Raw genomic sequence first — 25,140 nt, 5'->3', positions numbered from 1 at the left:
CATGCAATATTGATAGAATGCCGGAAAATGTGGTGAGTGATGCGTCATTTTGGAAAAGTGAAAGTGATCTCAAAGCGGCAGCCAACTATCTGTATACTTTTCTGCCCACCATGCCACTTACGGCGGATAATATGTCCGACGACGGATTTGCAATGGTTGCCAACGAAATCAGTTCAGGAACATGGCAGCCCCCGGCTACGTCATCAGATTTTACCACACCATATCAGTTAATCAGGGCAGCTAATAACATCATAGAAAAATCGGTTAATGCTGTTGCTGCCGGCGTGGTACAGGAAACGGTTGACAGGTATATAGCTGAAGCAAAGTTCTTTAGGGCATGGGGATATTTTTCGCTGGTACAAAGATATGGAGATGTTCCCCTGATAAAAACTACATTGAAAGAGGATGCAGCAGAACTTACGGCCGCCAAATCCCCGCGTGAAGAAGTTGTGAGCCTGATTTATTCAGACCTGAGCGAGGCCGCCGCAATACTACCTACTCCCACTGCGCTGGGCGCCGGATCTAACTATGGCCGCATCTCAAAAACGGCTGCTTTAGCTTTTAAAGCAAGGGTGGCATTGTATGAAGGTACCCGTGCTAAATTTCATAGCTACGGTAATCCAACCGCTCATCTTACCATTGCCGTGCAGGCAGCAAAAGCCGTAATGGAAAGTGGTGAGCACGATTTATTTTCCAATTATTTTGATTTGTTTCAATACGCGGGAAAAGGAAGACAGAATCGCGAGAATATTCTGGTAAGACAATATGGTAGCTCCATGACCGACCAGATCCTCAGTCACAATATCGGTGTTATTATCAATGGCGCCTGTAATCCAACCAGGTCGCTTGTGGATGCTTACCTTATGAAAGACGGTTTGCCTATAGATAAATCTCCTTTATACGTGGCGCCAACCCGTCACTCCGAAATATTCGTAAATCGCGATGCACGTTTAGCTGCGTCTGTTATGAAGGAAGGAGACCAGTATTTTCAAAATACGCCATATACTTTTCCACAGCTGGTGTATCAAACTACCGGTTTCTGCTATCGCAAATTCGTAAATGCAGCAGATCAGCTGCCGCCTAATAACAACCAGTCTTTTATCGACCTGCCTGTTATCAGGTATGCGGAAGTGTTGTTGACCTATGCAGAAGCAACCTATGAATTGAATGGAAATATTACCGATGCCGATTTGAAAATTTCCATCAACTTGTTAAGAGCCAGGGCAAGCCTGCCTGATCTTACAAATGCGTTTGTGGCTGACCATAGCCTCAGTATGCGGGAAGAAATAAGAAGGGAACGCAGAGTGGAACTGGCTATGGAAGGCTTCCGGTATTGGGATATTATCCGTTGGAAAATTGCAGAAACTGTACTGCCAAAACCAATATTAGGTTGCTACTTTTTTCCGGGAGGATTTGGAACAGCCACTCCACAACTTACGGCCGACAATTATATTCTGGCACAAAGCGGAGCATCCCGTTCATTTAACTCTCAGAGAGATTATTTGTGGCCTTTTCCTGTAAATGAACTTGCGCTTAATCCTAACCTGGTACAAAATCCGAATTGGTAGTTATTGTATAATTTTTCTCTTATCAGCGCCTGGCATAATTAGTTTTATGCCAGGTATTCTTATTAAACATATCGCAAAAAAAATAAGCATAATGATTAAGTCCGGTTTTTTTTATAGTGTTCTTATTGGACTGCATATATTGATACCTGCCTGTGTGTTGGCGCAGGAGAAAGGAAAACCGGCGGAGATTCCTGCCTATGTTGCAAAGCCTGAACGTGAGCCCGGATACCCGTTGAAGCAAAACCGGATGATTTACACAGAGAAAGATGTGCAGGTAGCTTTGAACAACATACAGCATTATGTTAAAGCTGGTAATATAAGAGATGGAATTGTACAGGAGGCAAATCAATGGCTGGGATGGAAGGATGAAGATTTAAGGTCGCTGCTGACAGATGCAGTGGTTCCCCGTGCTTTTGATTTAAATCCCCTGGGCTGTCCGCAGCATGGCGATGCCGTATTCAAAAAGGGAGGCACATACCCGTGGATAATTGATCCCCGCGAGCCCTTTAAGGTTAAATGTCCTGTTGGCGGTGAGACCTATCCGTCTAACGACTATGGAGCATATTATAAAAGTGGTTTTACTCAGAAGAAAGGATGGGATGGCGACTATACTGACAGTGGCTGGGGCTGGATAGCGCCGGATGGTGAACGTTATTGGTTTGTAGCATATGCTAATCATTGGTTATGGAAAAGTTACATTGAACCGGCAATATTAAACCTGGGCCGGGCATACCTGCTTACCGGAGATAAAAGATATGCACATAAAGCCGCCGTAATGTTATACAGACTGGCAGAAGTGTATCCTTCGATGGACCACGCGAATCAATCCAGGTATGGTTACATATTAAAGCAGCAGGGAGGAGTATATAACGGAAAAATTTTTAACCTCATTTGGGAAACCGGGTTTATACAAAATATTGCAGAAGCCTATGACGCCGTATGGGATAGTATTGATGACGATGTTGCCCTGCAAAAGCTGTATGGTAAATCGGGCAGGCAAATAAGGGCCGCTGTTGAAGCTAATGTGCTGGAAGAAGCGGTGGACGCATACCAGGAATTTAAGATACAGGGTAATTATGGTATGCATCAGGCGGCATTATTATATGTGTTGCTTGCCCGGCAGTTTATGGAAACCGGAAAGTATATCCATAAAATGGTCGACGAGCCAGGCGTAAGCCGGGTACAAACCGGTATTCGATATGCTTTGTACAATATGATTTTCAGGGATGGTACGCCACTCGAATCTCCCGGTTATAATATTTTAACAGTGGAGAAACTTGCTGTGCTGGGCGCATTGTTAAAAAGGGCCGGGAAAGATCTGTTTGGAGAAACCAGGATGAGAATGATGTTTGAAAGCCCTTTGCAGATGGTGGTCGCAAAAAAATATACGCCCGATATCGGCGATTCCGGTAGTACCCTGGGCGGCATTGTAGGATTAAACAGTAATATTTACCAGGTAGCTTATGAAAATTACGGAACATCTGAATTTTTAAACTGGTTGAAGTTTATGGATAAAACCGGTGATAACTCTTTTAATTCCTACCAGTCGTTATTCAGACATGTAATTAAAGACACGCTTCGGGAAAAAGTAGCGCTTGCTCCGGAGAATACCCGTTTGCTGGCAGGATATGGCATGGGGATTCTTAATAATAAAAATGATAACATAGGTGTTTCATTTAATTATGGGTATAAAGGAACGCATTATCATTGGGATTTTTTAAATGTGGAATTGTTTGCAAATGGCCAGAAAATGATGCCTGATTTGGGTTATCCGGATGCGATGAATGAATTTGTAAAGGAAGTTTATACCTGGTCCACGAATACCGTTTCTCATAGTACTGTGGTGGTAGATGCACAGGAGCAATACCTTAACACAGCAGGAAGCCTGCATAGTTTTTCTGATGGTACTTTTGCAAGAAGTATGGATGCATCAACATTGCCTTACGGCCAGGTCAGCGAGTACCGTAGAAATGTTGTTATGGTGGATGCCGATACCGGAAGGAGTTATTTTGTTGATTTTTTCAGAGTAACCGGAGGTCATCAGCACGATTACTCCTTACACGGACCTCCCGGGACGGAGAAAGCCATTCAGGGAAAATGGAGTGGAATACAGCCGGGAACTTTTGCCGGACCAGATATAAAGCCTGGTGAAATATATGACAATCAAAAAATGAATGCGCCGGGATATACCGGCAGTTACGGGTCATACCGGGGATCTGGCTATCAGCACTTGTTTAATGTGCAGCAGCTGAAAAGTAACTATTCTGTTACAGAATTTGCACATATCAAAGATAGCAGCGCCAGGTTACGTATACATGTATTGCCCGACAAAGAACAAAGGGTTTTTAAAGCGGATGCTTTTAACAAACCACGTGCGAAAGATTATATTATTAAATACCTGCTGGTACAAGGTAAATCCGCCGGCGAACAGGACACTTTGAAAAGTATTTTTACAAGCGTATGGGAGCCATTTGCTACTGTTCCCTTTATCAGCCATTTGGAGAAACTGCCCATTCGGGGCGGAGATGCCCGTGCTGTGAAAATAAACAGAGATCATTTTGTTGAAATTGTTATAAACGATACCGGTAATGCTGTGAAGTATATTCCTGCGTTAGACATAGAAACAGATGCTACTACTGCAGTAGTAACACTGGGCGCCGGGAAAAAACTACACCGGGTATATTATACAAACGGTACTTTCCTTAAATGGAAAAACCGGGTGTTCAGATCACCTGTGGTGGAAGGTATTATATCTGCTGTAGACGTTAAAAATAATACTATCAGTATTATGCCCGGCAGGCCCGTTACAGATGCCGCGAAATATGAGCAGCAAATTGTGCACGTTTATAATGCTTATAGAAAAACAGTACATCCTGTAGCCATCGCTGAATACAGGAACGGTATATTGAAGATTAAAACTTCAGATGATCTGTTAATTGGCAGATTAACCGCTGACAGCATAGATAACAGGAAGATTTATACGAAAACTACGCTTCCCTTTGCAGCTTTGTATAAAGGTGCTACGCTGCTGGATGCCGGCTTTCAGCCGCAGGGTGTAATTACGCGGTTAACAGAAGACGGAGAAATTGAAACGGCGGGGAAACCGACTATACGTAAAGGGAATGATCTATGGATCAGCAATGTGGGAACAGGCGAAAAAATTATTATACACCCCATGTTTTCATGGGTGGAAAAGTAGTGTAGTTGCGGCGAAGTGAATCTCGGAAATTTATGTTAAGATGGATAATACGTTACTCATCCATCTTAACATACTTCTGAAGGAAATTCAGGGAATTACTCCATCTGTTAACCAATACTTTTTTTTATTTGCTCAGCATTGGCATGCGTTTTCTCAATAGCTGCTGCAATATCGTCCATATCTGACCTGTTTCCCAGCAACAGGTTTTGAAACAGCCATACCGCCTCTTCATTACATAGTATATCATTTTCCGGGCAATGGTTGTTGCTGTTATATGATTGAATGTTCAGCATTTTTTTCGGATATACTTTTTTATAAAGCGACGATTGAAATACCTCGCTTAGATAAGGTTGTGTATTCAACGGTGTATAGCCGGCGGAAGCAGGTATGCCTTCTGCATTCAGCGCATTGATAAAGCCGGTCCGCGATAAACCACCAAAGGCTTCTTTTTGGTACCGGAACGCAAACAGGTGAAAAGTAGGACGCGTAACACCAGGTGAAAGCTTATAAGGGATAATACCAGGCAGGGACTCAATTTTTGAACGTAGATAGGCCGCATTTGTGTTGCGGAGATTGGTTTGTTCCTGGAAGCGGACCAGTTGTGCCAGCCCGATGGCTGCCTGGTATTCGGTCCATCTCAATTTGTTCCCCTGTCTCAGGGCGCCGGCGTCCGGCGCCCCGGTAACCGAACCATACGGATAGCCGAAATTGTGGTACGAATAACATTTGTCGATGAAGTTTTCGTTATTGCTCACAATAGCGCCACCTTCCCCCACGGGCAGATTTTTAGAATTTTGAAAACTATAACAGCCTGCATTTCCAAATGTACCTACCTGCTGGTTATTGATTTCTGCCAATGGCGCCTGGCAGGCGTCTTCAATTACAAACAGGTTATGTTTTCGTGCAATAGTCATTATCGCACTCATATCGGCCGGTAATCCCAGCACATGTACAGGCAGAATAGCTTTGGTCCGGGAGGTGATTTTTGCTTCAATTTTGCTGACATCTATCTGAAAGGTTTCCCTGTTGGTATCTACAAATACGGGCATTGCGCCATTGTTAATAATGGCAACGATAGTGCCTATAAAAGTATAGGGTGGAACCAATACTTCATCTCCCACAGTAACACCAAGCTGATTAAGTGCTACTGTTAAAGCATTTGTTCCGTTTACAACGGTTACACATCTTCTGGCGCCTACTGTTTCCGCCCATTTTTTTTCAAATTCACTCACCACAGTTGCGCGCGACCATACCCCACTTTTTAAAACTGCATCAATACGGCTGCTGTCTGTTTCCGGGTTCCAGATAGGCCAGTCGGGCCAGGTTTTGCCTTTTCTTATTGCGCTGCCGTCCAGTATTGCTGGCCTTCCTTTAATATTTGTGCCATCGATAATTGTATTGGAGAGCAAACTGGAAGCAGCTAATAAGCCCAATCCCCCCAGGCCATTTTTCCTGATGAATGCCCGCCTGGAATATTTTTGACTTGACATGTGAAAGCTGTTTTAGAGCATTGTTAATTATTATGGATGTAAAGCCCGTAATTGTACGCAAGACTTGGTACGGCATTGCGTTAATTCAGGCCAGTTTGGCCAGCTGATCACGATTCTTATGTACCTTCATGATCGCTGCTATTATGGAATCCATGTCTTTTCTTGTTCCCAGCAATGTGCCAACAGCATAAAGCCCTGCCATCTGCCCACATGCTTTATCGCATTCCGGCAGATACAGGCTTTCCTTCCATTGCTGCAGCCTCTTTTTTCCAAACATTGATTTATATCCCTGTTGCTCCATAATGTAGCCGGTCCAGGGTTCTCTGTGTAATCCCTGGGAAATATATCCTGAGAGACCTACGCCTTCTGCTCCAATGGCTTTCAGGAAGAGGCTCCTGTCTGCATTATTAAAATGCTCTTTCTGATAACTCATGCCAAACAGGTAATAAGAGGCACTATCTGTTCCTTCAAACATTTTTTGCACTTTCAGCCCCGGGAAATCCTTTAATTGCTCACGGAGATAGATGGCGTTATTATTTCGTATGTCAAAGCGTTGCTGGATGGTGTCCTGCTGGCCATTTAATACGGAGGCCTGAAATTCATTCATCCTGTATTTTGGACCGATACGCACATGATCGCCGAGAATTTTCCCATTAGCGTCCACCATCGGGGTTCTGGCAGTACCGTGATTCATCACGGTATATACTTTGTCCATCAGTTGTTTGTCGCTGCCAATAACAGCTCCGCCCTCGCCACAGGATACCTGCTTGCTCCCCTGAAAGCTGAAGCAGCCAAGGTTACCGATATTTCCCACCTTTTGACCTTGGTAAGACGCCAGGTGCGCCTGCGCAGCATCTTCTACTATATAAAGCCGGTGTTTTTTTGCAATGGCCATAATTGGTTCCATTTCACAAGGTGCGCCTAACATATGCACCGGTATAATTGCTTTCGTCCGCGTCGTTATTTTATTTTCCACATCTTTTGCATTCAGCTGAAAAGACAGGGGATCAAGATCTGCAAATACAGGGAGGGCGTGACAGGTAATGATAGCTGAAACGGTGCCCATATCCGTGTATGGAGAGGTGATTACTTCGTCCCCTGGCCCAATGCCTAAGGCAAAGAGGCTGGTACTGAGGGACTGTGTACCGGAGCCGGTAGCAACAGCATATTGGGCACCAGTCATGGCAGCAAAATCCAATTCCCATTGGGATACTCTTGTTTTGTCTGCGTCAATACGGCTCCAGATGCCACTTTTGGTGGTTTCTGTCAGGTTGTCTATCATTTTCTGGTTCCGGTATGGCCACTGTGGCCAGGTCATATTATCCCTCACCGGCACGCCTCCCAGTATGGCAAGTTTGTCCGGATCATTGGAGGTACGCGCAAAAGAAGGAATGCTATATGCTGCCAGGTAAGCCAGTGTGCCGGCAGAAACTTTTGCAATAAAATCTCTTCTGTCAGAATTATATTTCATAAAAACATTTTTTGAATAGGCAGATTGAATTTTAACTGAATTTCTTATCCTTGTTTCAGGCAATACAGCTTTGATTTAGCAGAGTAGTATACGGTTCCATCCGGTAATACTGTAGCAGCTCCTACTTCGCCGGGAACTTTACATATCTCCGCCATTGCGCCGGTTCTTACATTTAAGGAAATAAGCGCATCATTTGTGAAAATACCCACGGTGTCTTTGCTTAATCTGATCAGCAGATCTGTATAGTTTTCAATCGGGATTGTTTTTATGATCTCTTTTTTGCCCGGATCATAAATACTTAATTCCTTTTTATGTGAAAAGACCACCAATCCATCAATAGCCAGCAGTGCCCTGTTTAAGGCAACACCTTTTTCAAAAGGGATGTCTTTTACAATCCCGGTACCTGGTTTCCAAACTACAAAATGACATTGTATACCTTCGTTATAAGGCAATCCGCTGGCATGTCCGTTAGTGGTGAAATAGATATTTTCATTATCAGCAGTGATGCCGGTTATCTGTTGTTCCGGAATAGGGTCGTACCATGATTTTACTTCCTGTGTAACGGGATTTACGCTGGACAAGCCTCCTCCGTATACGCCATATTTGGCCGACCAGCCGGTCCAGACATTTCCATCCGGCCCGAGGACACTTTTGGCTTCAGGTCTTATGAGATCAGGCGCCACGCTTCCAACCAGCTTTGGGTTTTTATTACCCAGTTGATCCCACGGTTGTTTGGGATCATAAATCATCAGGTCACCTCCTACATAGGCGGATAGGTGCAGTTGTTTGTTGGCGAAAACCATTCCATAGACTTCCCCTCCATTTTTGCAAACTGCCGCTGAGTTCCAGTATTTTTTTGTTTTGGGGTCAAAGGAAAAAATGGTTTGGCCAAAACCGCAGGAGCCCCATATCTTGCCGTCTTCGTCATGTGTCAGAGACATGATGGTTGTGGGGGGAGCTTCCACTGGTATGCGTTTTAGTGCTACATTAACCGGAGTGGAATAGTCTGCATTATTTTTCGGAGCATCGGTAATGAAATAGTCCTGCCCGCGCACCCCGGCCAGCCGGCCATTTTTCAAAGTAATGAAAGAACACCATTCACCATTCTGAATCTTTATATGTGTTTTTTCCATTTTTTCTTCGTAGACTTCTGTTGGTAAGGGTTGTAGCGTTTTTGCATCATAAAATGCCAACCCTGCCTTTCTCTCAACACAGATGAACTCACTGTTCACTTCCTTGATCGTATCATCCGGTTCGCCGAAGTCTTCTATTTTCCCCGAATTGATGTGATATACTTTTATGCCTTTCGTATTGAAACCATACCAGACAAACACATATCCTGGCGCCTGGCAATACACCGGCCGGCTGTATTGGTTTTCAGGATTGTTACTGACCTTACCCAGGTTCCTGAATTCGTTGGTAGCAGGATCATATTGCGTTAGTGTGCAACCAGGATAGGTGCCGCCATAAACTTTGTCATCTGATGCCAGGCCCATTTGCCAGAAGTATGATTCTCCCTTTGAAATAATCGGCTCTGCCCATTTTCTTTTCTTCAGATCAAATACGTGAAGATATGCCTGTTCGGTGCAGGTGCCGACAATGATTTTATTATCATGCCAGTTAACAAGTCCCCAGGCGCCAGCTCCTACAGGTAACGGGAAATTTTCACCCTTTCCGGTTTTAACATCTATGAGGATAATGTTGCCTGTTTCACCATCCGCAAAGTTGGAAAGCAGGAATTTCTCCCGGTTGTCTTTGGGATCTATCACGGAAGTCCGGGCCAGGATATTGAAGTTGCGGCATGGTTGGCCAGCCAGCACAGGTTTCCCTGTTTGCGGTTCAGCGGCAAAAGCAAGGTCGCCGGCCAGGGATAAAACCATTATAGAAAGGCCTGCTTTTCCGGTCTGGTTTAAGAAGTTTCTTCTGTTCATGTTGTGTGGAAGGTTTACTTGTTATTTATAACCGGTCTGTTGTATTTTGGAAGTCTGTCCATACATGGTTTTATGACCTGCATGGCATTTTCGCCAAGTACCTTGCGTTTGATGGCAACAGGCAAGCGGGAAAAAACAACCCATCCCAGTTGTGGCCTGGGATCTCTCATTGGCAGATCTGAGCCATATAATACCTTGTCTGCTCCGGCGCCCGCAACGAGGTAATCAATGATGCCCGAAGGAACAGAGGTTAGCGTGATCTCCGCATAGATGTTCGGGAATTTTTTGATCGCGGCAATTACTTTATCTGCATAGTCATAGCTTTGCCCGGAATGTGCGACGAGCCACCTGACGTTCTTATATTTGGCCGCCAGGGTTTCATATTCTCCCATGTCACCGCGTTGGGAATGCAGCAGGGCATAGAAATGGTGATCATTGCCATATTTCCACCACTGCTCCCAGGAAGGATCGTCATAGTTTACACCAATATAGTGATAGGGCTTCATGCCAATGAAACGTGCGTCCTTTTCATACAAGGCCGGGATCATTTTACTTAATTCATTCTGCGTATAATGCGTGGGGTCAAAGTTCGCCAGTCCCCAGTATCCCGGAGGAGCTATGTCCAATGCTTTGCCGGTAGTGATATTTCCGGCTGGTGTATCAACGCTTACCACGCCGTTCCAGCTCATGAATCCTCCGCCCGCATAACCCAGTTTTTTGGTAAGGGCGAAAACTCCTTTAGGGTCCCCGTTTTCCATTGTATAGCCCCAGCCTGCGCCATTCATTCCTTCATGGAGCATATGCATATGCATGTCTATGATAGGTGAAGGCACTGGCTTGCCATGCCTGATGGCGGCCATCAGTTCATCTTCCTGTTTGTTCACATATTCTTTTTCAGGCTGCTGGCCTTTCAGTAACCTGGTAAGATTGCCTCCTGCGATCAGGGCTCTCGCGTCTTCCGGAATTTCTGCATAGTCGATAAATGTCCTGTGGGCGCCAACAGACATGATAGGGGCATTGGTGCCGAACACCATCTGCTTTACCAGTCCTTTACTATACATGTATTCGATTCCGTACATGTTCTGCAAACAATCAAATGTGCAATGCAGATTAGAATGGTTTTCCATCATCGGAATGAGGTTCCGCTGATCACTCCAGTAAACGCCCGTTATCAGTACCGGTATTTTTGGGAATTGCAGAAGCAGTTCCTCCAGGTCTTGCCAGTCACCAATTTCAGATAGCTGTATAATGGTCAGCACCTGTTGCTCATTCAGCCAACGAAGAATATCCTGTTGATAGGTTGCTTTCCAGTTCCAGCCATTTGTGGCCGGATGAATGGAAACGGCGCGGACATTATGTTCCCGCATTTTGCGGCCGAGTTCCTCCGCAGAAGGGAATTCATTGGTAAGAGCGGGCATAACATTCCATACGGCAAATAAATGAGAGTATGGCTTTAGCATATTGCTCAGCTCCAGGTTGGAATACATGGCATCGTAAAAAGTACTCATGGTATACGACACCAGTGCGCCCGATACCGAGCAGTGTTCCATTTCCGAAATAAGTTCGGAAAGTTTCCAGGGCTCAGCAAGATGTTTGTATTTACGGGGACCAATGCACGTAAAGGCATCAAAATAACGCACTGGTTTGTGGCCGGCATTTGTTTGCAGGTTGTTAGCCAGTGCAGAGAATGGTATTGCCTGACTGAGTGCTAAGCCGACACCCGCAAGAGAGTTGATCCGGAGAAAGTTCCGTCTGGACAAATTGTTTTCTGACATATTTTTCCTTTTTGAAGATGAATCGATCTCAGGGGAGTACGACTAATAGGTAGCTCTGCCTCCTGAAATATCGAAGATGAACCCCGTGTTGAAACTGGCTTCCGGCGAAATGATCCACGCTGCAATGGCGGCTACTTCCTCCACTGTGCCCAATCTGTTCATGGGTATTTTAGCAGTCATATAAGCAAGTTGTTCAGGGGAGGTGTTTTCGTTCATGGCAGTTTTAATCACTGCAGGCGCTAATCCGTTTACGGTAATGTTACGGGTAGCATATTCTTTGCCCACACCTTTTACAAGGCCAATTACACCTGACTTCATGGAAGAGTAGCCGCACATGTTAGGATTTCCGTCTTTTCCACCGATAGACGCCATGAGCAATATCCTGCCATACCCGTTTTTTTCCATTGCCTGGACTGCATATTTCGTCATGAGGAAACTGCCACGGAGATTAATGTTATATATCTTGTCAAATGCATCTGCAGGATAGTCTGCAATAGGAGTAGAGGTTGGACCAACGATACCGGCGGAATTCACCATGATATCCAGTTTTCCATGATCCTGTAGTACCTTGTTAATGGCATCACTCACTTCATTTTCATTGGCAATATCCGCGATTTGTGTAGTTACACGATAACCCGCCTCACGAAATTCCGCTGCCGTTTTTTCCAGCAGGGATCTGTTAATGTCCAGCAGCACAACGGTGGCGCCTTCTGATGCTATACGTGCTGCAATTGCTTTGCCAATGCCGTCTGCAGCACCGGTAATTAATGCTACCTGGTTGTTAAATCTTGTGTTCATATATTATGATTGAATGAGTGTTTGTTTCTGATATCCGAGCCCCTCTGCCCATAACTCAACAATATCCCCGGCTTTAAGGAACCGCTGGGGCTTAAGTCCAAGTCCCACGCCGGGAGGTGTACCTGTAGAAATAAGATCTCCTGCTTCCAGTGTCATGAATTGAGAGAGATAGTGAACGATATGATTCATGGAAAAAATCATTCTGGACGTATTTCCTGACTGCATTTGTTCTCCGTTAACCATAAGACGCATGGATATGGATTGAGGGTCCGTTATTTCGTGTGGAGTAACCAGGAAAGGGCCTGTTGGGTTGAAGGTGTCGCAGGACTTCCCTTTTGTCCACTGTCCGCCCCGTTCCAGTTGAAATGCCCGTTCAGACACATCGTGGGAGATGCAGTATCCGGCAATATGTGATTTTGCATCTTCTTCGTTTTCAAGATAGGTGGCGTTTTTGCCGATGACGATCCCGATTTCTATTTCCCAGTCTGTTTTATTACTGTTACGTGGGATAAAAACCGGGTCATAGGGCCCCACCACAGTGTTGGCTGCTTTCAGGAAAACGATGGGTTCATCCGGAATGGGCATACCTGATTCCATGGCGTGATCCGAGTAGTTAAGCCCAATACATATCACCTTGCCGGGACGTGCAATACAGGCTCCCCACCGTTCACTATCAGGTACCACGGGGAAAGAAAGGAAATTGTCTTTCTGTTGTATCGCCATCAATTCACGTATGCCCTCGTGCTGGAAAAAGGAATGGTTCCAGTCTTCGAATATGGCTGACAGGTCCCGCCTGATGTTTTTCTCGTCTAGTATGCCGGGTTTCTCTTTACCGGCTTCCCCAAAGCGGATAAGTTTCATATAAAATATTATGGTTGATAAATTATTAATGCCTCCCAGGTAACTGTAATGTGGATGGCTTTTATTGTGTATGTGATTATTGACTATAAATGTATACAAAAATAAATTTACTATGAATACAATTAATGGCCAAACAAATTAAAAGTGTTGTTTTTCCATAGATGGCAAGTATTGTTTTATAGCACAAAAGCACCGGCTGTTATGATTGTGCTATGGGCTATAGCAGACGTGTAGCCAATTTTAATGGCTTTTTAGGTCTTTCTGTACCGGAGAATATATAACGTAAAAAATAATGTGATTTATTTATAAAAAACTAAAAATGTATTCAAAAGTAAATTATATTTGTAAGCAATAGATGAATGTTAGACAAAAGAGGATCGCGATCCGTTTGTAATTAAAAGCATCAACCAACGTCTCAAGTACAATTTAAAACCTGTAATCAGGCCTGCGGGAATAGTATGTCCGGCAGAAAAAAAACGGCCAGAATTTTAACAGCAAGCACTGTTCTTCAATACCTAGTATTTATTCAACAATAAATAGATCATGAAAAAACATCTATTCCGCCTGTTGGCGTTTATGCCGATGCTCGTATTCTTTCAATTTCTTGGAGGCTATGTAATAGCACAGGATGTCCCTCATACCATCCGGGGGAAAGTAGTAGATGCTCAAACCGGCCAGCCTGTAATCGGCGTAACCGTGCGTCTGCAAAATAAAAAGACCGGTGCTGCAACTAATCAGGAAGGGATGTTCACAATTGAAGCATTGTCTTCCGATATATTGCAGTTCACCTCTATCGGGTACGAAGTCTTATTGATCCCCGTTAAAGACCAGACTTTTATTGCTGCTAAACTAGGCGCCTCTAAATCCACCCTGAATGATGTGGTAGTTGTAGGCTATGGCACGCAGAAAAAAATCAATATGACAGGCGCCGTATCTACAGTTAACGCTAAAATGATTGAAGACAGGCCCATCACAACACTGGCAGGCGCATTACAGGGATCTGCTGCAGGATTGGTGATTACCAGGACTTCAGGACAACCCGGCGCAGAAAATTTTGGGATTCAGATCCGGGGAGCCACCTCAGCAAATGGAGGCGTAAGCCCCCTGGTAATATTGGACGGAATCGCAGCATCAACTACCGTATTACTTACACTGAACCCTAATGATGTTGAGAGTGTCACTATGCTGAAAGATGCCGCAGCTGCATCCATTTATGGCGCACAGGCAGCCGGCGGTGTTATGATCATTACTACAAAAAAAGGGAAAGCCGGGAAGCCTGTGTTTGAATATTCCAATCTGCTCTCCGCCCAGAAACCACAGAACGTTCCGGAAAAATTAAGTCTGCTGGAAGAAATGTTATATGTGAACGTTTCTGCCGCCAATTCAGGCGGAAGCCCTGGCTATTCCTCCACCGATATTAACCGCGTCCGTTTAGGCTTACAGCATTATGTAGACCCCAATGACACCACACGGTATGTTTATTATAATTCCAAAAGCCAGATAGGTCAGATACTTCGTGATAACAGTGCTATGTCTACCCATAATTTTTCCGTAAGAGGAGGAACAGAGAAAACACATTATCTGATGTCTCTCGGGTTATTTAATCAGAATGGGCTCTTTAAAATAGGTCCCGATAAGTTTAAGCGGTATAATGCGCGCATAAACGTTGGCACCCAGATCACCGATAAAATAACTTTTGATGCAAGGGTGGGTTTTAATGTTACGGATATGTTGCAACCTACGATTACACCTGATGGTACCTGGAGCACCAGCCTGTTAAACGTAATTTACCGGTTCCGCAACCGTAATCCTTTACGGACACCTGAAGGCCGTTATCACGACAATTCTGCTTCGGGTATCACCTCCTATGCTATCCTGGATGCAGGCGGACAGATTAAATCACTGGGCAGGAACCTGGACGGGGTTTTTACGATGCAGTCAAAGGACTGGCTGGTTAAAGGCCTGGACCTTACGGTGAAATATGGCGGACAATATTACAATAACGAAACTGCAAGTTTCTATAAAACAGTACAAACCTGGTTCAGATCAGTGCCGGGAGAAAAACTCCAGGACCCCAATTCATTTGACCGAAGCGTTTCAGGTAGCTGGAATAGTAATGTGCAGTTTTTGGCTGATTACGACTGGTCATTCGGAAAGGATCATAGTTTTCATCTGTTGGGAGGCTACCAGTGGAATGATAACCGGTATCAATATCTGGGCGCTTCGGCCAGCAGCCTGGTGAGCAATGATCTGGGTACCCTCAACCTGGGAAATAGTCTCACCAGGGGTAATTCGGATTATATCAGCACCTCCGCCTTTCAGTCTGTATTTGGCAGGTTTAATTATGTATTCAGGGACAAATTCCTGGTGGAAGCTACGCTTCGGTCAGACGAAAGCTCCCGCCTCTCTCCTGGACGAAGAACAAAGGTATTCCCTGCAGTATCTGCCGGATGGAAGTTACAGAATGAACCCTGGTTCGCAACGATGAAGTCCGTGTTTTCGGAATTTAAAATCAGGGGTTCCTGGGGCCGACTCGGAAGCGCTGAAGGTGGCATCATCGGACAGTACGATTTTATTGATAAATTGTCTCAGGGCTCCAATGTTGTTTTAGGAAACACAGAAACAAAGTCCACTTATTTCTATAATGGCGCCATTCCGTCGGCAACATTAACCTGGGAAACACTGGAAACTTCCAATATAGGAGTTGATCTGGGATTGCTCAGGAGCAAACTGAATGTCAGCTTTGATTATTATGTGAAACATAATAACAACATGCTGGTGCCCCAGCAATTACCGGTGATATTAGGAATCGATGCCCCCGTTATCAACGGAGGCCGGCTCCGATCCTGGGGCTGGGAAGTGCAGTTGACCTATGCAGACAGGACAGAAAGTGGTATCGATTACGGCGTCTCTTTCAACTTATCCGACAACCAGAACAAGCTGCTTAAATACAACAATAACAATAGCGTGTGGCTGGGAACAGTTTCGTTACTGGAAGGATATCCTTTAAATACTATCTGGGGATATCAGACCGATGGATATATTCAGAATCAAAAAGATCTCGATAATTCACCTTTCTACAGCAGCCTGATTGGCATCGGCGATGTGAAATATGTAGACAAAGACCGTAATGGTATCCTTAATAACGGCGCAGGAACCGTTAACAAACGGGGCGACCTGGTGTATCTTGGTACCAACCAACCACGTTATACATTTGGCTGGACAGGCTCTGTTGGCTGGAAAGGAATTGATCTCCAGGTATTCCTGCAGGGAGTGCTGCAGAATACTTTCCTGGCTGAAACAGATGCTATACATCCCTCTACCGGCAGTTGGATAATTCCGCTGAAAATGCATCTTGATTACTGGACGGAAGATAACAGGAATGCGGCGTTCCCCCGCCCCAGAACCGGCACTGCCAGCTACCTGACTTCTGATAAATGGACAATGAACGGAGCGTATATGCGCCTGAAGAACATCCAGGTAGGATATAGTTTGCCTAAGCAGCTACTGGAGAAAGTACATGTTAGCCGGCTTCGTTTATTTTTCAGCGCACAGGATATCCTGACCTGGGATAAGCTGGGTATTTTCTCAAATACTTTCAATCCTGAAAGTATGAACAGTGTAGGACACAATTATCCTTTATTCGGTACCTATTCCTTTGGGGTGAATCTTTCTTTTTAATCCAGTAAAAATTCAAGAGATGAAATACATTAAATATCTGATTCTTGCAGTTATGCTAACGGGTGCAGGATCTTGTTCAGTAGACCGTGTTCCGGAAACGCAGTTAAGTGATGCTACTTTCTGGCGAAGCGAAGGAGATCTTAATTCGGCAGCCAATTACCTGTATACGTTCCTTCCTTCACTTCCTGTATATGACGATAATATGTCTATAGATGGTTTTGCAGTTTATCCGAACGAAGTTAGTAACGGAACAAGGACCGTACCTAACTGGGACGATGATTATGCAAACGCTTACAAGCTGATCAGGGCTGCCTGCAACATTATTGCCAAAGCACCCAGGGCTGCATCGGCGGGAGTGGATCCTGGGATTGTAGAAAAATATGTAGCGGAAGCGAGATTTTTCAGGGCCTGGGCATATTACAATCTTGTAAAGCGGTATGGAGATGTTATCCTCGTAACAACCCCGCTTGCCAGTGATGCCAAAGAATTGACAGCGGCCAGAACAAACCGCGAAATAGTATATGATACGATCTATGCAGATCTTGAATTTGCAGCGGCCAAACTACAACTGCCCTCTGCTATGGGAGAATCGAACTACGGAAGGATTTCACGTACCGCAGTGTGGGCTGTTGAATCCAGGGCGGCGCTTTTTGAAGGCACCTGGAATAAATTTCACAATGCAGGCGAATGGCGTACCCACCTGGAAAGGGCAAAGAATGCAGCCGAAAAAGTGATCCAGTCCGGCGAGCATAGCTTGTATACAGGAGGCTATTTCAACCTGTATCAATACCAGGCGGAAGGCATGGGTAATAAAGAGAATGTTATGGTAAGACGCTATGGGGCAAACGATGCCAATATTATCAGTTATCACAATATTCCCATGGCAATAATTTCCGGCGGTGTGGTAAATCCCACCAAATACCTTGTTGATGCTTATTTAATGAAAGATGGATTACCAATTGATAAATCGCCCCTCTATAATACACCGGATTCAGCGAACCATGTGTTCAATAACCGGGATAAAAGACTGAGTGAAACGGTAATGAAAAGAGGTGATAATTTTAGTCTTACAGGAAAATTTGTGGTTTCCACCAGTTCTACCGGGTATAATTACAGGAAGTATGTTATTCAGGAAGACATGGGTAAATCCAGATCTTATATAGATTATGCGATTATCCGCTATGCAGAGGTGCTGCTGAATTACGCTGAGGCCAAATATGAGCTGGATGCCGGTATTACAGACGCCGATCTTGACCGCACAATAAACCAGTTGCGTGACCGCGGTGAAGTAGCCCACCTGACCAACGCATTTGCAACTGCGCATGGATTGAATATCCGTGAAGAGATCAGGCGGGAACGCAGAGTAGAACTGTCTATGGAAGGCTTCCGCTATTGGGATCTGTTACGCTGGAAGACGGCAGAAACTGAACTGCCGAAACCCGTATTGGGCGCTTATTTTTTTAAAGATGAATTCCTGGCGCTGGGATATTCCCTGACGCCGAATTTGAATCCGGATAATTACATTATGCCGGAATCCGGTAACATGCGCACTTTCCTTCCGCAAAGAGATTACCTCTGGCCCTTGCCGCTCACTGAGATCAGTATGAATCCAAATCTTGTGCAAAATCCTAACTGGAACTAATAAAATTTTAAGAGATGAAAAAATCAGGCTTTCTATTATCAGTAGCGCTATTGCTCGCGATGGCATGCATCATGGGTTGCAAAAAAACTGATATTCACAGCAGTCTCCAGCCCAAGGTAGATAGTGTTAATAATATTACGCTCATCACATATACCAAGGTTAAACTGGGAGGAAGTGACAGTGTTACACTCGCCCGTGGCCGGGGGCTGGCAGCTGCTGTATCCTATGCATACAAGAACCTGGCGGGTGGATCATCCAGTATAGATCTGATATTTGATCAGGGGAAATTCTGGAATACAGACCCCCTTACCGGTAATGCTTTTACCGGAGGTAAATTCCTCGTCACTGATCTTACGCCGGCAGCATTTGATGCCCTCAATTCAAAAAGCGCGCTGGAAGCTTACGGGTTCAAAGCTACGCAGGATGCAGTTCCGCTGTCTGCAGGCAAAGTGATATTTGTTCACACAAAAGAGGGCTATGATTGCCTTGTTAAGATCATAACGCTTTTCCCGCCATCAGGCAGCGTCACTTTTGATTACAAGATCGCAGTGCTATGAGATTCTCAAAAAAACAGTTTCATTTTAACTTACTCACTATGAATAGGAAAGTATTTACGTTGGCTATCGCTACTGCATTTGCCTGGTTTGCGTTACCAGGATGTAAAAAGGATAAATCGGAAGATCTGATCCTGCTGGACTCATATGATGAAGTATGGCTTGGAGGATGGGATGGGGCCAATGGCAGCGGTTTGGATGCTGATAACGGACAAGTATATGGGTATGGCTCCTTGAGCGGCGCCAGTCGTTATGTAGATCTGTTCTTTGACCGCTCGGCGTTTTTTAGCTACGATGCAGATGGGAATGAGCTGCCGGACGTGGGAACAAGATTCGCTGCTACGAACTTTACTCCGGCACAATTTGATGCGATGGCGGATGATAGGGATTTTAGACTCCTGGAACCAGCTGCTGCCAATGATTCTATCAGGTTTGCACTTAATGATGTGGTATTGTTCAAAACCAGGTGGGGTAAGAAAGGACTAATCAAGATCATTTCGATGACTGGTCCTACGGGCGATCTCAAATGTGCACTCAAGGCACAGGAACGTTAGAAAGTATTTTATCGATAAGAAGAAATTGAAAACTGATGATGATGAGATCCATAACCCGACGTTTGATACTGTTGCCAGTGCTTTTGTTCTCTAAGCCAATCGTAAATAACAGCTTCGCGCAGGACCGGACGAGGTTTGAAGATTGCAGCGTATTGCTGGTTTCGGATACACTAACAATAGGGAACTCAAAAATAGAAAGAAGATTTCTCTGGAATAATGGCAACCTGATCTCCCTGGATATTACGAACCGGCAAACAGGACGGAGAACGGTGTTCGGGAACAGGGATACTGATTTTTCATTACCCGGTAAGATGCACGCCAGGGATGGAGCAGGCTCACTGGAAACGAAGATCGGCAGGGAAGAAGATTTCCGGGAACGCCGGCTGGAAGCAATAGTACTTACAAAGGTGAATGATCTTGAAGTAAAACGGGTGTTTCGGATTTATCCGGAAACACCCGCCATTGCATGCGATTATTATTTCAAAGGTACCATGGATAGCACGGTTCAGCTCCGCTTGTCCAGCCCGGGAGATCTGGTGAACGTGGAGAATATTTCTGAAGTCAACAAAGAACAGCTTCCGGTAATGCGATTGGATAGAATGGGTTTATCCGGTAATCACTGGAAGGTAAGGGCTGTGCAGTTTTTTGATATCACTGACCGGCATACAACGACCGTAAAATTCACAGATCAGCTGGCCTATATTTTTGGAAACCAGCTGGTAGGTAATCTGTTATTGATGAACAGTGGAATAGGTAAGGAAGGGCTCTTCTGGTTAAAGGAGGGGCCCTCGCCTTCCGTTCAGCATGCATATCCCGGATTTGATTTCTCAGTAAAAACGGGTTCATTTCAAATGACCGGAGCAGGTGTCGAAGGAAAAGACATAGATACGCTCGAATGGATAAGGGGCTACGGCTTTGTTTTTGGGGTAAGCGACGGTTCGGAAATTGGCCAGCTGACTTCATTGAGGGAATATCAGCGGCATATCAGGAAGTATGTTCCCGCCAGGGATGATATGGTGATGATGAATACATGGGGAGAAAGGGGAGAGGGGGAAAATTTAAATGAAGCTTTTGCATTGAATGAAATCCGTACTGCTGCCAGGTTAGGGGTAAATGTATTCCAGCTGGATGCGGGGTGGTATCAGGCGGGAACTAAAAATATGGACTCTTTCTGGCTTCCCCACAAACAAAAATTTCCAAACGGACTGGCGCCCCTGATTGAAGCTGGCAAAAAAAATCATGTGGAAATAAGTCTTTGGTATGAACCGGATCCGGAAGATGATTATGCCCACTGGGAAAGGGATGCCGGGATACTCACACGGATTTATAATAAATACGGGATTAAAATCTATAAGATAGACGGTGTTCAGATAACTTCAAAAAAAGGAGAGATCAATTTCAGGAAGTTGCTCGACTCCGTAGTGACTGCCACCGGTAACAAAGCATTTTTTAATATTGATATCACAGCAGGAAGAAGGAATGGCTATCATTATTTCAATGAGTATGGCAATTTTTTCCTCGAGAACCGGTATACCGATTGGGGTAACTATTATCCTTATCAGACGTTACGCAATGCCTGGAATCTCTCACGGTATTTCCCTTTGCAGAAGTTATTGATAGAATTTCTGAATACAGAAAGGAACAAGGATAAGTATTCTGCTGATGATGTTTTTGCGCCAGGGCATATTCCATTTGAATATACTTTTGCGATTACCATGATGGCTCAACCGCTGGCGTGGCTGGAAGCCCATCGTCTTTCCGCAGGACAGCTGGCAGCTATAGCTCCTGTAGTGGCAAAGTACAGGAAGTACCAGCACGACATTCACGCAGGTAACATTTTCCCCATTGGTGAGGAGCCTGATGGACGCTCCTGGACCGGGTTTCAATCTATTCAGAAAGGACGGGGCTATATTATTGTATACAGGGAAGATAACAGCAGGAACGCTGCATTTCTTAAAACTTTCTTTAGCATGGGGAGTCGCATAAGTTTTAAGCCGCTGACAGGCAAAGGGAAGGCGTTTGTTGCAGTGGCAGGAGATGATGGACGGATTAAATTTTCCCTTCCCGCTCCTGATAGCTATGCTTTATATGAATATAAAATTCAGTGACGGAGTCATTTTACGATTCCCTTGTATGCATTAAAATGAAAACATGAGTAACACAAATTGGAGCAGGCGGTCTTTTATTCAGCAGGGCGCAATATTGGGCGCGGGGTTGGGTATGTTGCCTTTAATATCATGGAAATCGCCCGGTAGCGGCGATTTTGTAGAATTCATATCCCCGATTGATGGAGATATGCTGCATGTCCGGGACGGCAAACAGTTGAAAAACGGTGTTGGGGTTAAGGTGAAAATTAAACCTGTTGCTCCGGGAAAAATAAACCTTACCATTAATAATATACAAGCCAAAGAAGAGAGTGGTATTTATACGGCTGATATTATACTGAAGGGTTTTGAGAATAAGATCAGCGTGTGCGACACGCTTACCGGCCGCAAAAGCACTATCACCGTTTTCTACCTGAGTAAACTGAATAATCAGTACCGGCTGTCTGTAGATGATGCTATTTGGTTCCTGAAAGACATTCACATTAACGCAGCTGTATACACATCGGTTTTTGATAACCCGTTTATGGGTTTGCTGCGAAGTCTTCATGAAGCATATGGCACAAAGGTGCATATTAACCTGTTTTATGAAACGGACGGCTTTAATCTGTCGCAGATGACAGATAAGTTCAAAAAGGAATGGGCACGGAATGCAGATTGGATAAGACTGAGTGTGCATGCGAAAGCCGAGTTTCCGGATGACCCATATATTCATGCAGGCTATGGGGAAATGTACCGCGACTGCCATGCCATCAGGACCCAGATACAACGTTTCGCCGGGAAAGAGGTAATGGATAATACAACAACGCTTCATTGGGGACAGGTGCCGGTAGAAGTGTGCCGGGCTTTAAGAGATGAGGGATATAAGATACAGGTATGTGACTTCAATGTAGATAATGATTTGCCGCCATGTTCTTATTATCTCGATGTTCCTCACCGCCGGCATATCAATAAGAGATTCATCTGGAGAGATAATAAGGAGAAAATTATTTTCGTGAAAAGCAGCATTATCATTGATACCGTTAAGTTGCAACATATTAAGGGCTTCCTGGATAACTACGGTGAAAACAATATTATCCCGCCATATGTGGATTTGCTTGTTCACGAACAATATTTTTATCCGGATTATAAAAATTATCAAAAGGATTACCGGGAGAAACTGACTGCTGCTATTGAATGGGCGCAGATGCACAACTATACCCCCGGTTTTCTTAGTGAATGTGTTATTTAGAAAAGCAGAATAAAAATGACAGATCAACAGGAATGGTTCGTGGTAGAGAACGAATCAAAGATAGACTCACCGGCATTGCTGGTTTTTCCCGAATATATCAGCAGGAATATATCAGCAATCATAGAACTTACCGGTGATTTAAGTACGCTGAGGCCACACGTAAAAACTGATAAAACACCCGAGATTATTCAATTGATGAGGGATGCAGGTATTAATAAATACAAATGTGCAACTATTGCCGAGGCAGAGATGTTGGCTATGATGGGTGTTAAAGATGTATTGCTTGCCTATCAGCCTACTATTGTTAAAGCGCAGCGGCTCTTTGCATTGATGCGGGCATATCCGGGAACCAGATTTTCCTGTCTCGTAGATAATCTCAGATCGGCAGAAATGCTTTCTTTCCTGGTTGGTGAAAAGAAGCTGACTGTGTATATAGACCTGAATGTAGGGATGAACAGAACCGGTATCCCAGTTGGGGGCGCTTTTATGCTGTATATGAAGATCAGTAAACTTCAGAATATTGAGATTGCCGGATTACACGCCTACGACGGGCATGTAGATGATGCAGATCCAATAACAAGAACAGAACGGGCGAAGGCTATTTTTGCAGCCGTAATGGCACTTAAAGGAGACATAGAATGGAAAGAAAAGGAAACTTTGGAACTGGTAATCGGTGGTTCTCCCACCTTTGCCGTTTATAGTGAGATGGCAGGAAAGAAAGATGATAAGTCCATACAGGTTAGTCCCGGTACATTTACCTTATGGGATGCCGGGTATCATAAGCTGTTGCCGGATTTACCTTTTAAGGTAGCAGCGGTATTGCTTTGCCGGGTAGTATCAATTATTAATAACAACCTGCTATGCATTGATCTGGGGTATAAATCGGTTTCGGCAGAGAACCCGTTGGATAAGCGCGTAGTGTTTCCGTGGGCGCCGGAAGTTGTGCCTGTTTCCCAGAGTGAGGAACATATGGTGATTTCCGTTCCGGATACAAAAAAATTTAATGTCGGAGATACGCTATATGGTGTGCCCTGGCATATTTGTCCAACATTGGCGCTTTATGAAAGAGTACACGTGGTGAAGAAGAAAAGAATGGCCACCACATGGAAGGTGGTGGCAAGAGACAGAATGATTAATTATTAAGCAGGCTATGGAACATAAGCGAAAGTTAATTATCGATGCCCACCTGGACCTGGGCATGAATGCAGTGGAATGGAATCGTGACCTCCGGTTATCTGTGCAGGAGATCCGTAAACGGGAATCCGGTATGACTGATAAACTGGACAGGGGGAAGAATACCGTATCCCTGCCTGCGTTGCGGGAGGGCAATGTTGGACTGGTGGTAGCCACTCAACTGGCAAGATATATCCCATCAGGACGGCCCGATGATGGGGACCCGTATTGGAATTCGCCGGAAATATGCTGGAGTATCACACAGGCACAGCGTAGCTACTATAAAGCAATGGAAGATCTGGGAGAAATGGTACAGATCACCGGTAAGAAAGAGTTGCGCGCGCATCTGGACACCTGGCTGAAAGGAGATAGTGCGGACAATAACCATAAGCCGGTAGGATATATTCTTAGCCTGGAAGGGGCCGATTCCCTGGTAAACCTGAGTTTCCTCGAAAAAGCATATGCTTATGGACTCCGTGCCATTGGGGTGTCTCACTATGGTCAGGGAAGGTATGCCGGTGGAAGCGGAACGGAATCCGGATTTACCGGCATCGGCCGCGAATTACTTCGTGAAATGGATAGACTGCATATGATCCTCGACGTAACGCATTTAACGGACCAGGGTTTTATGGAAGCGGTTGAATGGTACAAAGGCCCTGTTTGGGCCAGTCATCATAATTGCAGGGCGGTTATCAGTGGTCAGCGACAACTATCTGATGATCAGTTACGGATACTGATAGACAGAGGGGCTGTAATCGGCGGTGCATTGGATAACTGGATGCTGGCTGAAAACTGGGTGCGCGGAGTTGATGATCCGTTAAAACGTCAGGTTGGGCTGGAGAAATTAATAGACCATTACGACCATATCTGCCAGTTGGCCGGCAATAGTTTGCATTGCGCCATAGGCAGTGATCTCGATGGTATGTATGGAACAGAACAAAGTCCTTACGACCTCGATACAATTGCAGACCTGCAAAAAATAAGCAGTCTGTTACTACGGCGTGGCTATAGTGAAGAAGACGTTGATAATATATGCTATGGTAACTGGATGCGTTTTATGGAGGCCAATTTGCCATGATTTTGAAATATTATCTACAAAAAACACTTTAA

16 protein-coding genes are annotated in these 25,140 nt (G+C 44.8%); 10 read left to right on the top strand and 6 right to left on the bottom strand.

Annotated elements, in window-relative coordinates:
• Positions 1 to 17: 17 nt before the first annotated feature.
• Together V7S65_RS11635 and V7S65_RS11630 are read left to right on the top strand one after the other, a co-directional pair.
• Positions 18 to 1,568, top strand: coding sequence for a RagB/SusD family nutrient uptake outer membrane protein (locus tag V7S65_RS11635; RefSeq protein ID WP_336387029.1), 1,551 nt, complete (start codon positions 18 to 20; stop codon positions 1,566 to 1,568).
• Between the two features lie 91 nt (positions 1,569 to 1,659).
• Positions 1,660 to 4,767 (top strand): heparinase II/III domain-containing protein, encoded by a 3,108-nt coding sequence (locus V7S65_RS11630; RefSeq protein ID WP_336387030.1) that lies wholly within the window; start codon positions 1,660 to 1,662, stop codon positions 4,765 to 4,767.
• A gap of 107 nt (positions 4,768 to 4,874) precedes the next feature.
• On the opposite strand, the gene V7S65_RS11625 is transcribed toward V7S65_RS11630, so the two are convergent.
• The 6 genes from V7S65_RS11625 to V7S65_RS11600 all read right to left on the bottom strand — a co-directional run bounded on the left by V7S65_RS11625 (position 4,875) and on the right by V7S65_RS11600 (position 13,093).
• Entirely contained in the window at positions 4,875 to 6,257 is a 1,383-nt protein-coding gene (locus tag V7S65_RS11625; protein WP_336387031.1) for a DegT/DnrJ/EryC1/StrS family aminotransferase, read from the bottom strand.
• A gap of 85 nt (positions 6,258 to 6,342) precedes the next feature.
• The gene (locus tag V7S65_RS11620; protein WP_336387032.1) at positions 6,343 to 7,728 is read right to left on the bottom strand and encodes a DegT/DnrJ/EryC1/StrS family aminotransferase; all 1,386 of its coding nucleotides are present in this window, start codon (positions 7,726 to 7,728) and stop codon (positions 6,343 to 6,345) included.
• A 44-nt stretch (positions 7,729 to 7,772) separates the two neighbouring features.
• Positions 7,773 to 9,659 (bottom strand): hypothetical protein, encoded by a 1,887-nt coding sequence (locus tag V7S65_RS11615; RefSeq protein WP_336387033.1) that lies wholly within the window; start codon positions 9,657 to 9,659, stop codon positions 7,773 to 7,775.
• A gap of 14 nt (positions 9,660 to 9,673) precedes the next feature.
• Positions 9,674 to 11,434, bottom strand: coding sequence for an amidohydrolase family protein (locus tag V7S65_RS11610; protein WP_336387034.1), 1,761 nt, complete (start codon positions 11,432 to 11,434; stop codon positions 9,674 to 9,676).
• A 42-nt stretch (positions 11,435 to 11,476) separates the two neighbouring features.
• Positions 11,477 to 12,232 carry an SDR family NAD(P)-dependent oxidoreductase gene (locus V7S65_RS11605; RefSeq protein WP_079473176.1) on the bottom strand — a complete coding sequence of 252 codons (756 nt, stop codon included), beginning with the start codon at positions 12,230 to 12,232 and terminating at the stop codon, positions 11,477 to 11,479.
• Positions 12,233 to 12,235: 3 nt separating this feature from the next.
• Complete coding sequence (locus V7S65_RS11600) at positions 12,236 to 13,093, bottom strand: fumarylacetoacetate hydrolase family protein (protein ID WP_336387035.1); 858 nt, start codon at positions 13,091 to 13,093, stop codon at positions 12,236 to 12,238.
• A 543-nt stretch (positions 13,094 to 13,636) separates the two neighbouring features.
• Here V7S65_RS11600 and V7S65_RS11595 point away from each other — a divergent pair.
• Genes V7S65_RS11595 through V7S65_RS11560 form a run of 8 tightly spaced genes read left to right on the top strand, consistent with a single transcriptional unit; the run spans position 13,637 to position 25,108 of the window.
• Complete coding sequence (locus V7S65_RS11595) at positions 13,637 to 16,774, top strand: SusC/RagA family TonB-linked outer membrane protein (protein WP_336387036.1); 3,138 nt, start codon at positions 13,637 to 13,639, stop codon at positions 16,772 to 16,774.
• A 19-nt stretch (positions 16,775 to 16,793) separates the two neighbouring features.
• Positions 16,794 to 18,416, top strand: a complete 1,623-nt coding sequence (locus V7S65_RS11590; RefSeq protein WP_336387037.1) for a RagB/SusD family nutrient uptake outer membrane protein — start codon at positions 16,794 to 16,796, stop codon at positions 18,414 to 18,416.
• A gap of 14 nt (positions 18,417 to 18,430) precedes the next feature.
• Positions 18,431 to 18,973 (top strand): hypothetical protein, encoded by a 543-nt coding sequence (locus V7S65_RS11585; protein ID WP_336387038.1) that lies wholly within the window; start codon positions 18,431 to 18,433, stop codon positions 18,971 to 18,973.
• Between the two features lie 38 nt (positions 18,974 to 19,011).
• Positions 19,012 to 19,524 carry a hypothetical protein gene (locus tag V7S65_RS11580; protein WP_336387039.1) on the top strand — a complete coding sequence of 171 codons (513 nt, stop codon included), beginning with the start codon at positions 19,012 to 19,014 and terminating at the stop codon, positions 19,522 to 19,524.
• Between the two features lie 41 nt (positions 19,525 to 19,565).
• Complete coding sequence (locus tag V7S65_RS11575) at positions 19,566 to 21,632, top strand: alpha-galactosidase (RefSeq protein ID WP_336387040.1); 2,067 nt, start codon at positions 19,566 to 19,568, stop codon at positions 21,630 to 21,632.
• A gap of 43 nt (positions 21,633 to 21,675) precedes the next feature.
• Entirely contained in the window at positions 21,676 to 22,857 is a 1,182-nt protein-coding gene (locus V7S65_RS11570) for a hypothetical protein (protein ID WP_336387041.1), read from the top strand.
• 15 nt (positions 22,858 to 22,872) lie between these two features.
• Complete coding sequence (locus V7S65_RS11565; protein ID WP_079473183.1) at positions 22,873 to 24,000, top strand: D-TA family PLP-dependent enzyme; 1,128 nt, start codon at positions 22,873 to 22,875, stop codon at positions 23,998 to 24,000.
• Positions 24,001 to 24,007: 7 nt separating this feature from the next.
• On the top strand, positions 24,008 to 25,108 hold the full coding sequence (locus tag V7S65_RS11560) for a dipeptidase (protein ID WP_336387042.1): 1,101 nt from the start codon (positions 24,008 to 24,010) through the stop codon (positions 25,106 to 25,108).
• Positions 25,109 to 25,140 lie beyond the last annotated feature (32 nt).

It is taken from the genome of Chitinophaga sp. CCNWYY40, from assembly GCF_037483205.1.
Taxonomy (GTDB): Bacteria; Bacteroidota; Bacteroidia; order Chitinophagales; family Chitinophagaceae; genus Chitinophaga; species Chitinophaga ginsengisegetis.
Note: the sequence above shows the minus strand (reverse complement) of the source record. Positions and strands in the feature narration are given on the sequence as shown.

Coding starts and splice junctions, on each gene's coding strand:
- V7S65_RS11635 (WP_336387029.1), top strand. CDS start 18: ATGCCGGAAAATGTGGTGAGTGATGCGTCATTTTGGAAAAGTGAAAGT.
- V7S65_RS11630 (WP_336387030.1), top strand. CDS start 1,660: ATGATTAAGTCCGGTTTTTTTTATAGTGTTCTTATTGGACTGCATATA.
- V7S65_RS11625 (WP_336387031.1), bottom strand. CDS start 6,257: ATGTCAAGTCAAAAATATTCCAGGCGGGCATTCATCAGGAAAAATGGC.
- V7S65_RS11620 (WP_336387032.1), bottom strand. CDS start 7,728: ATGAAATATAATTCTGACAGAAGAGATTTTATTGCAAAAGTTTCTGCC.
- V7S65_RS11615 (WP_336387033.1), bottom strand. CDS start 9,659: ATGAACAGAAGAAACTTCTTAAACCAGACCGGAAAAGCAGGCCTTTCT.
- V7S65_RS11610 (WP_336387034.1), bottom strand. CDS start 11,434: ATGTCAGAAAACAATTTGTCCAGACGGAACTTTCTCCGGATCAACTCT.
- V7S65_RS11605 (WP_079473176.1), bottom strand. CDS start 12,232: ATGAACACAAGATTTAACAACCAGGTAGCATTAATTACCGGTGCTGCA.
- V7S65_RS11600 (WP_336387035.1), bottom strand. CDS start 13,093: ATGAAACTTATCCGCTTTGGGGAAGCCGGTAAAGAGAAACCCGGCATA.
- V7S65_RS11595 (WP_336387036.1), top strand. CDS start 13,637: ATGAAAAAACATCTATTCCGCCTGTTGGCGTTTATGCCGATGCTCGTA.
- V7S65_RS11590 (WP_336387037.1), top strand. CDS start 16,794: ATGAAATACATTAAATATCTGATTCTTGCAGTTATGCTAACGGGTGCA.
- V7S65_RS11585 (WP_336387038.1), top strand. CDS start 18,431: ATGAAAAAATCAGGCTTTCTATTATCAGTAGCGCTATTGCTCGCGATG.
- V7S65_RS11580 (WP_336387039.1), top strand. CDS start 19,012: ATGAATAGGAAAGTATTTACGTTGGCTATCGCTACTGCATTTGCCTGG.
- V7S65_RS11575 (WP_336387040.1), top strand. CDS start 19,566: ATGAGATCCATAACCCGACGTTTGATACTGTTGCCAGTGCTTTTGTTC.
- V7S65_RS11570 (WP_336387041.1), top strand. CDS start 21,676: ATGAGTAACACAAATTGGAGCAGGCGGTCTTTTATTCAGCAGGGCGCA.
- V7S65_RS11565 (WP_079473183.1), top strand. CDS start 22,873: ATGACAGATCAACAGGAATGGTTCGTGGTAGAGAACGAATCAAAGATA.
- V7S65_RS11560 (WP_336387042.1), top strand. CDS start 24,008: ATGGAACATAAGCGAAAGTTAATTATCGATGCCCACCTGGACCTGGGC.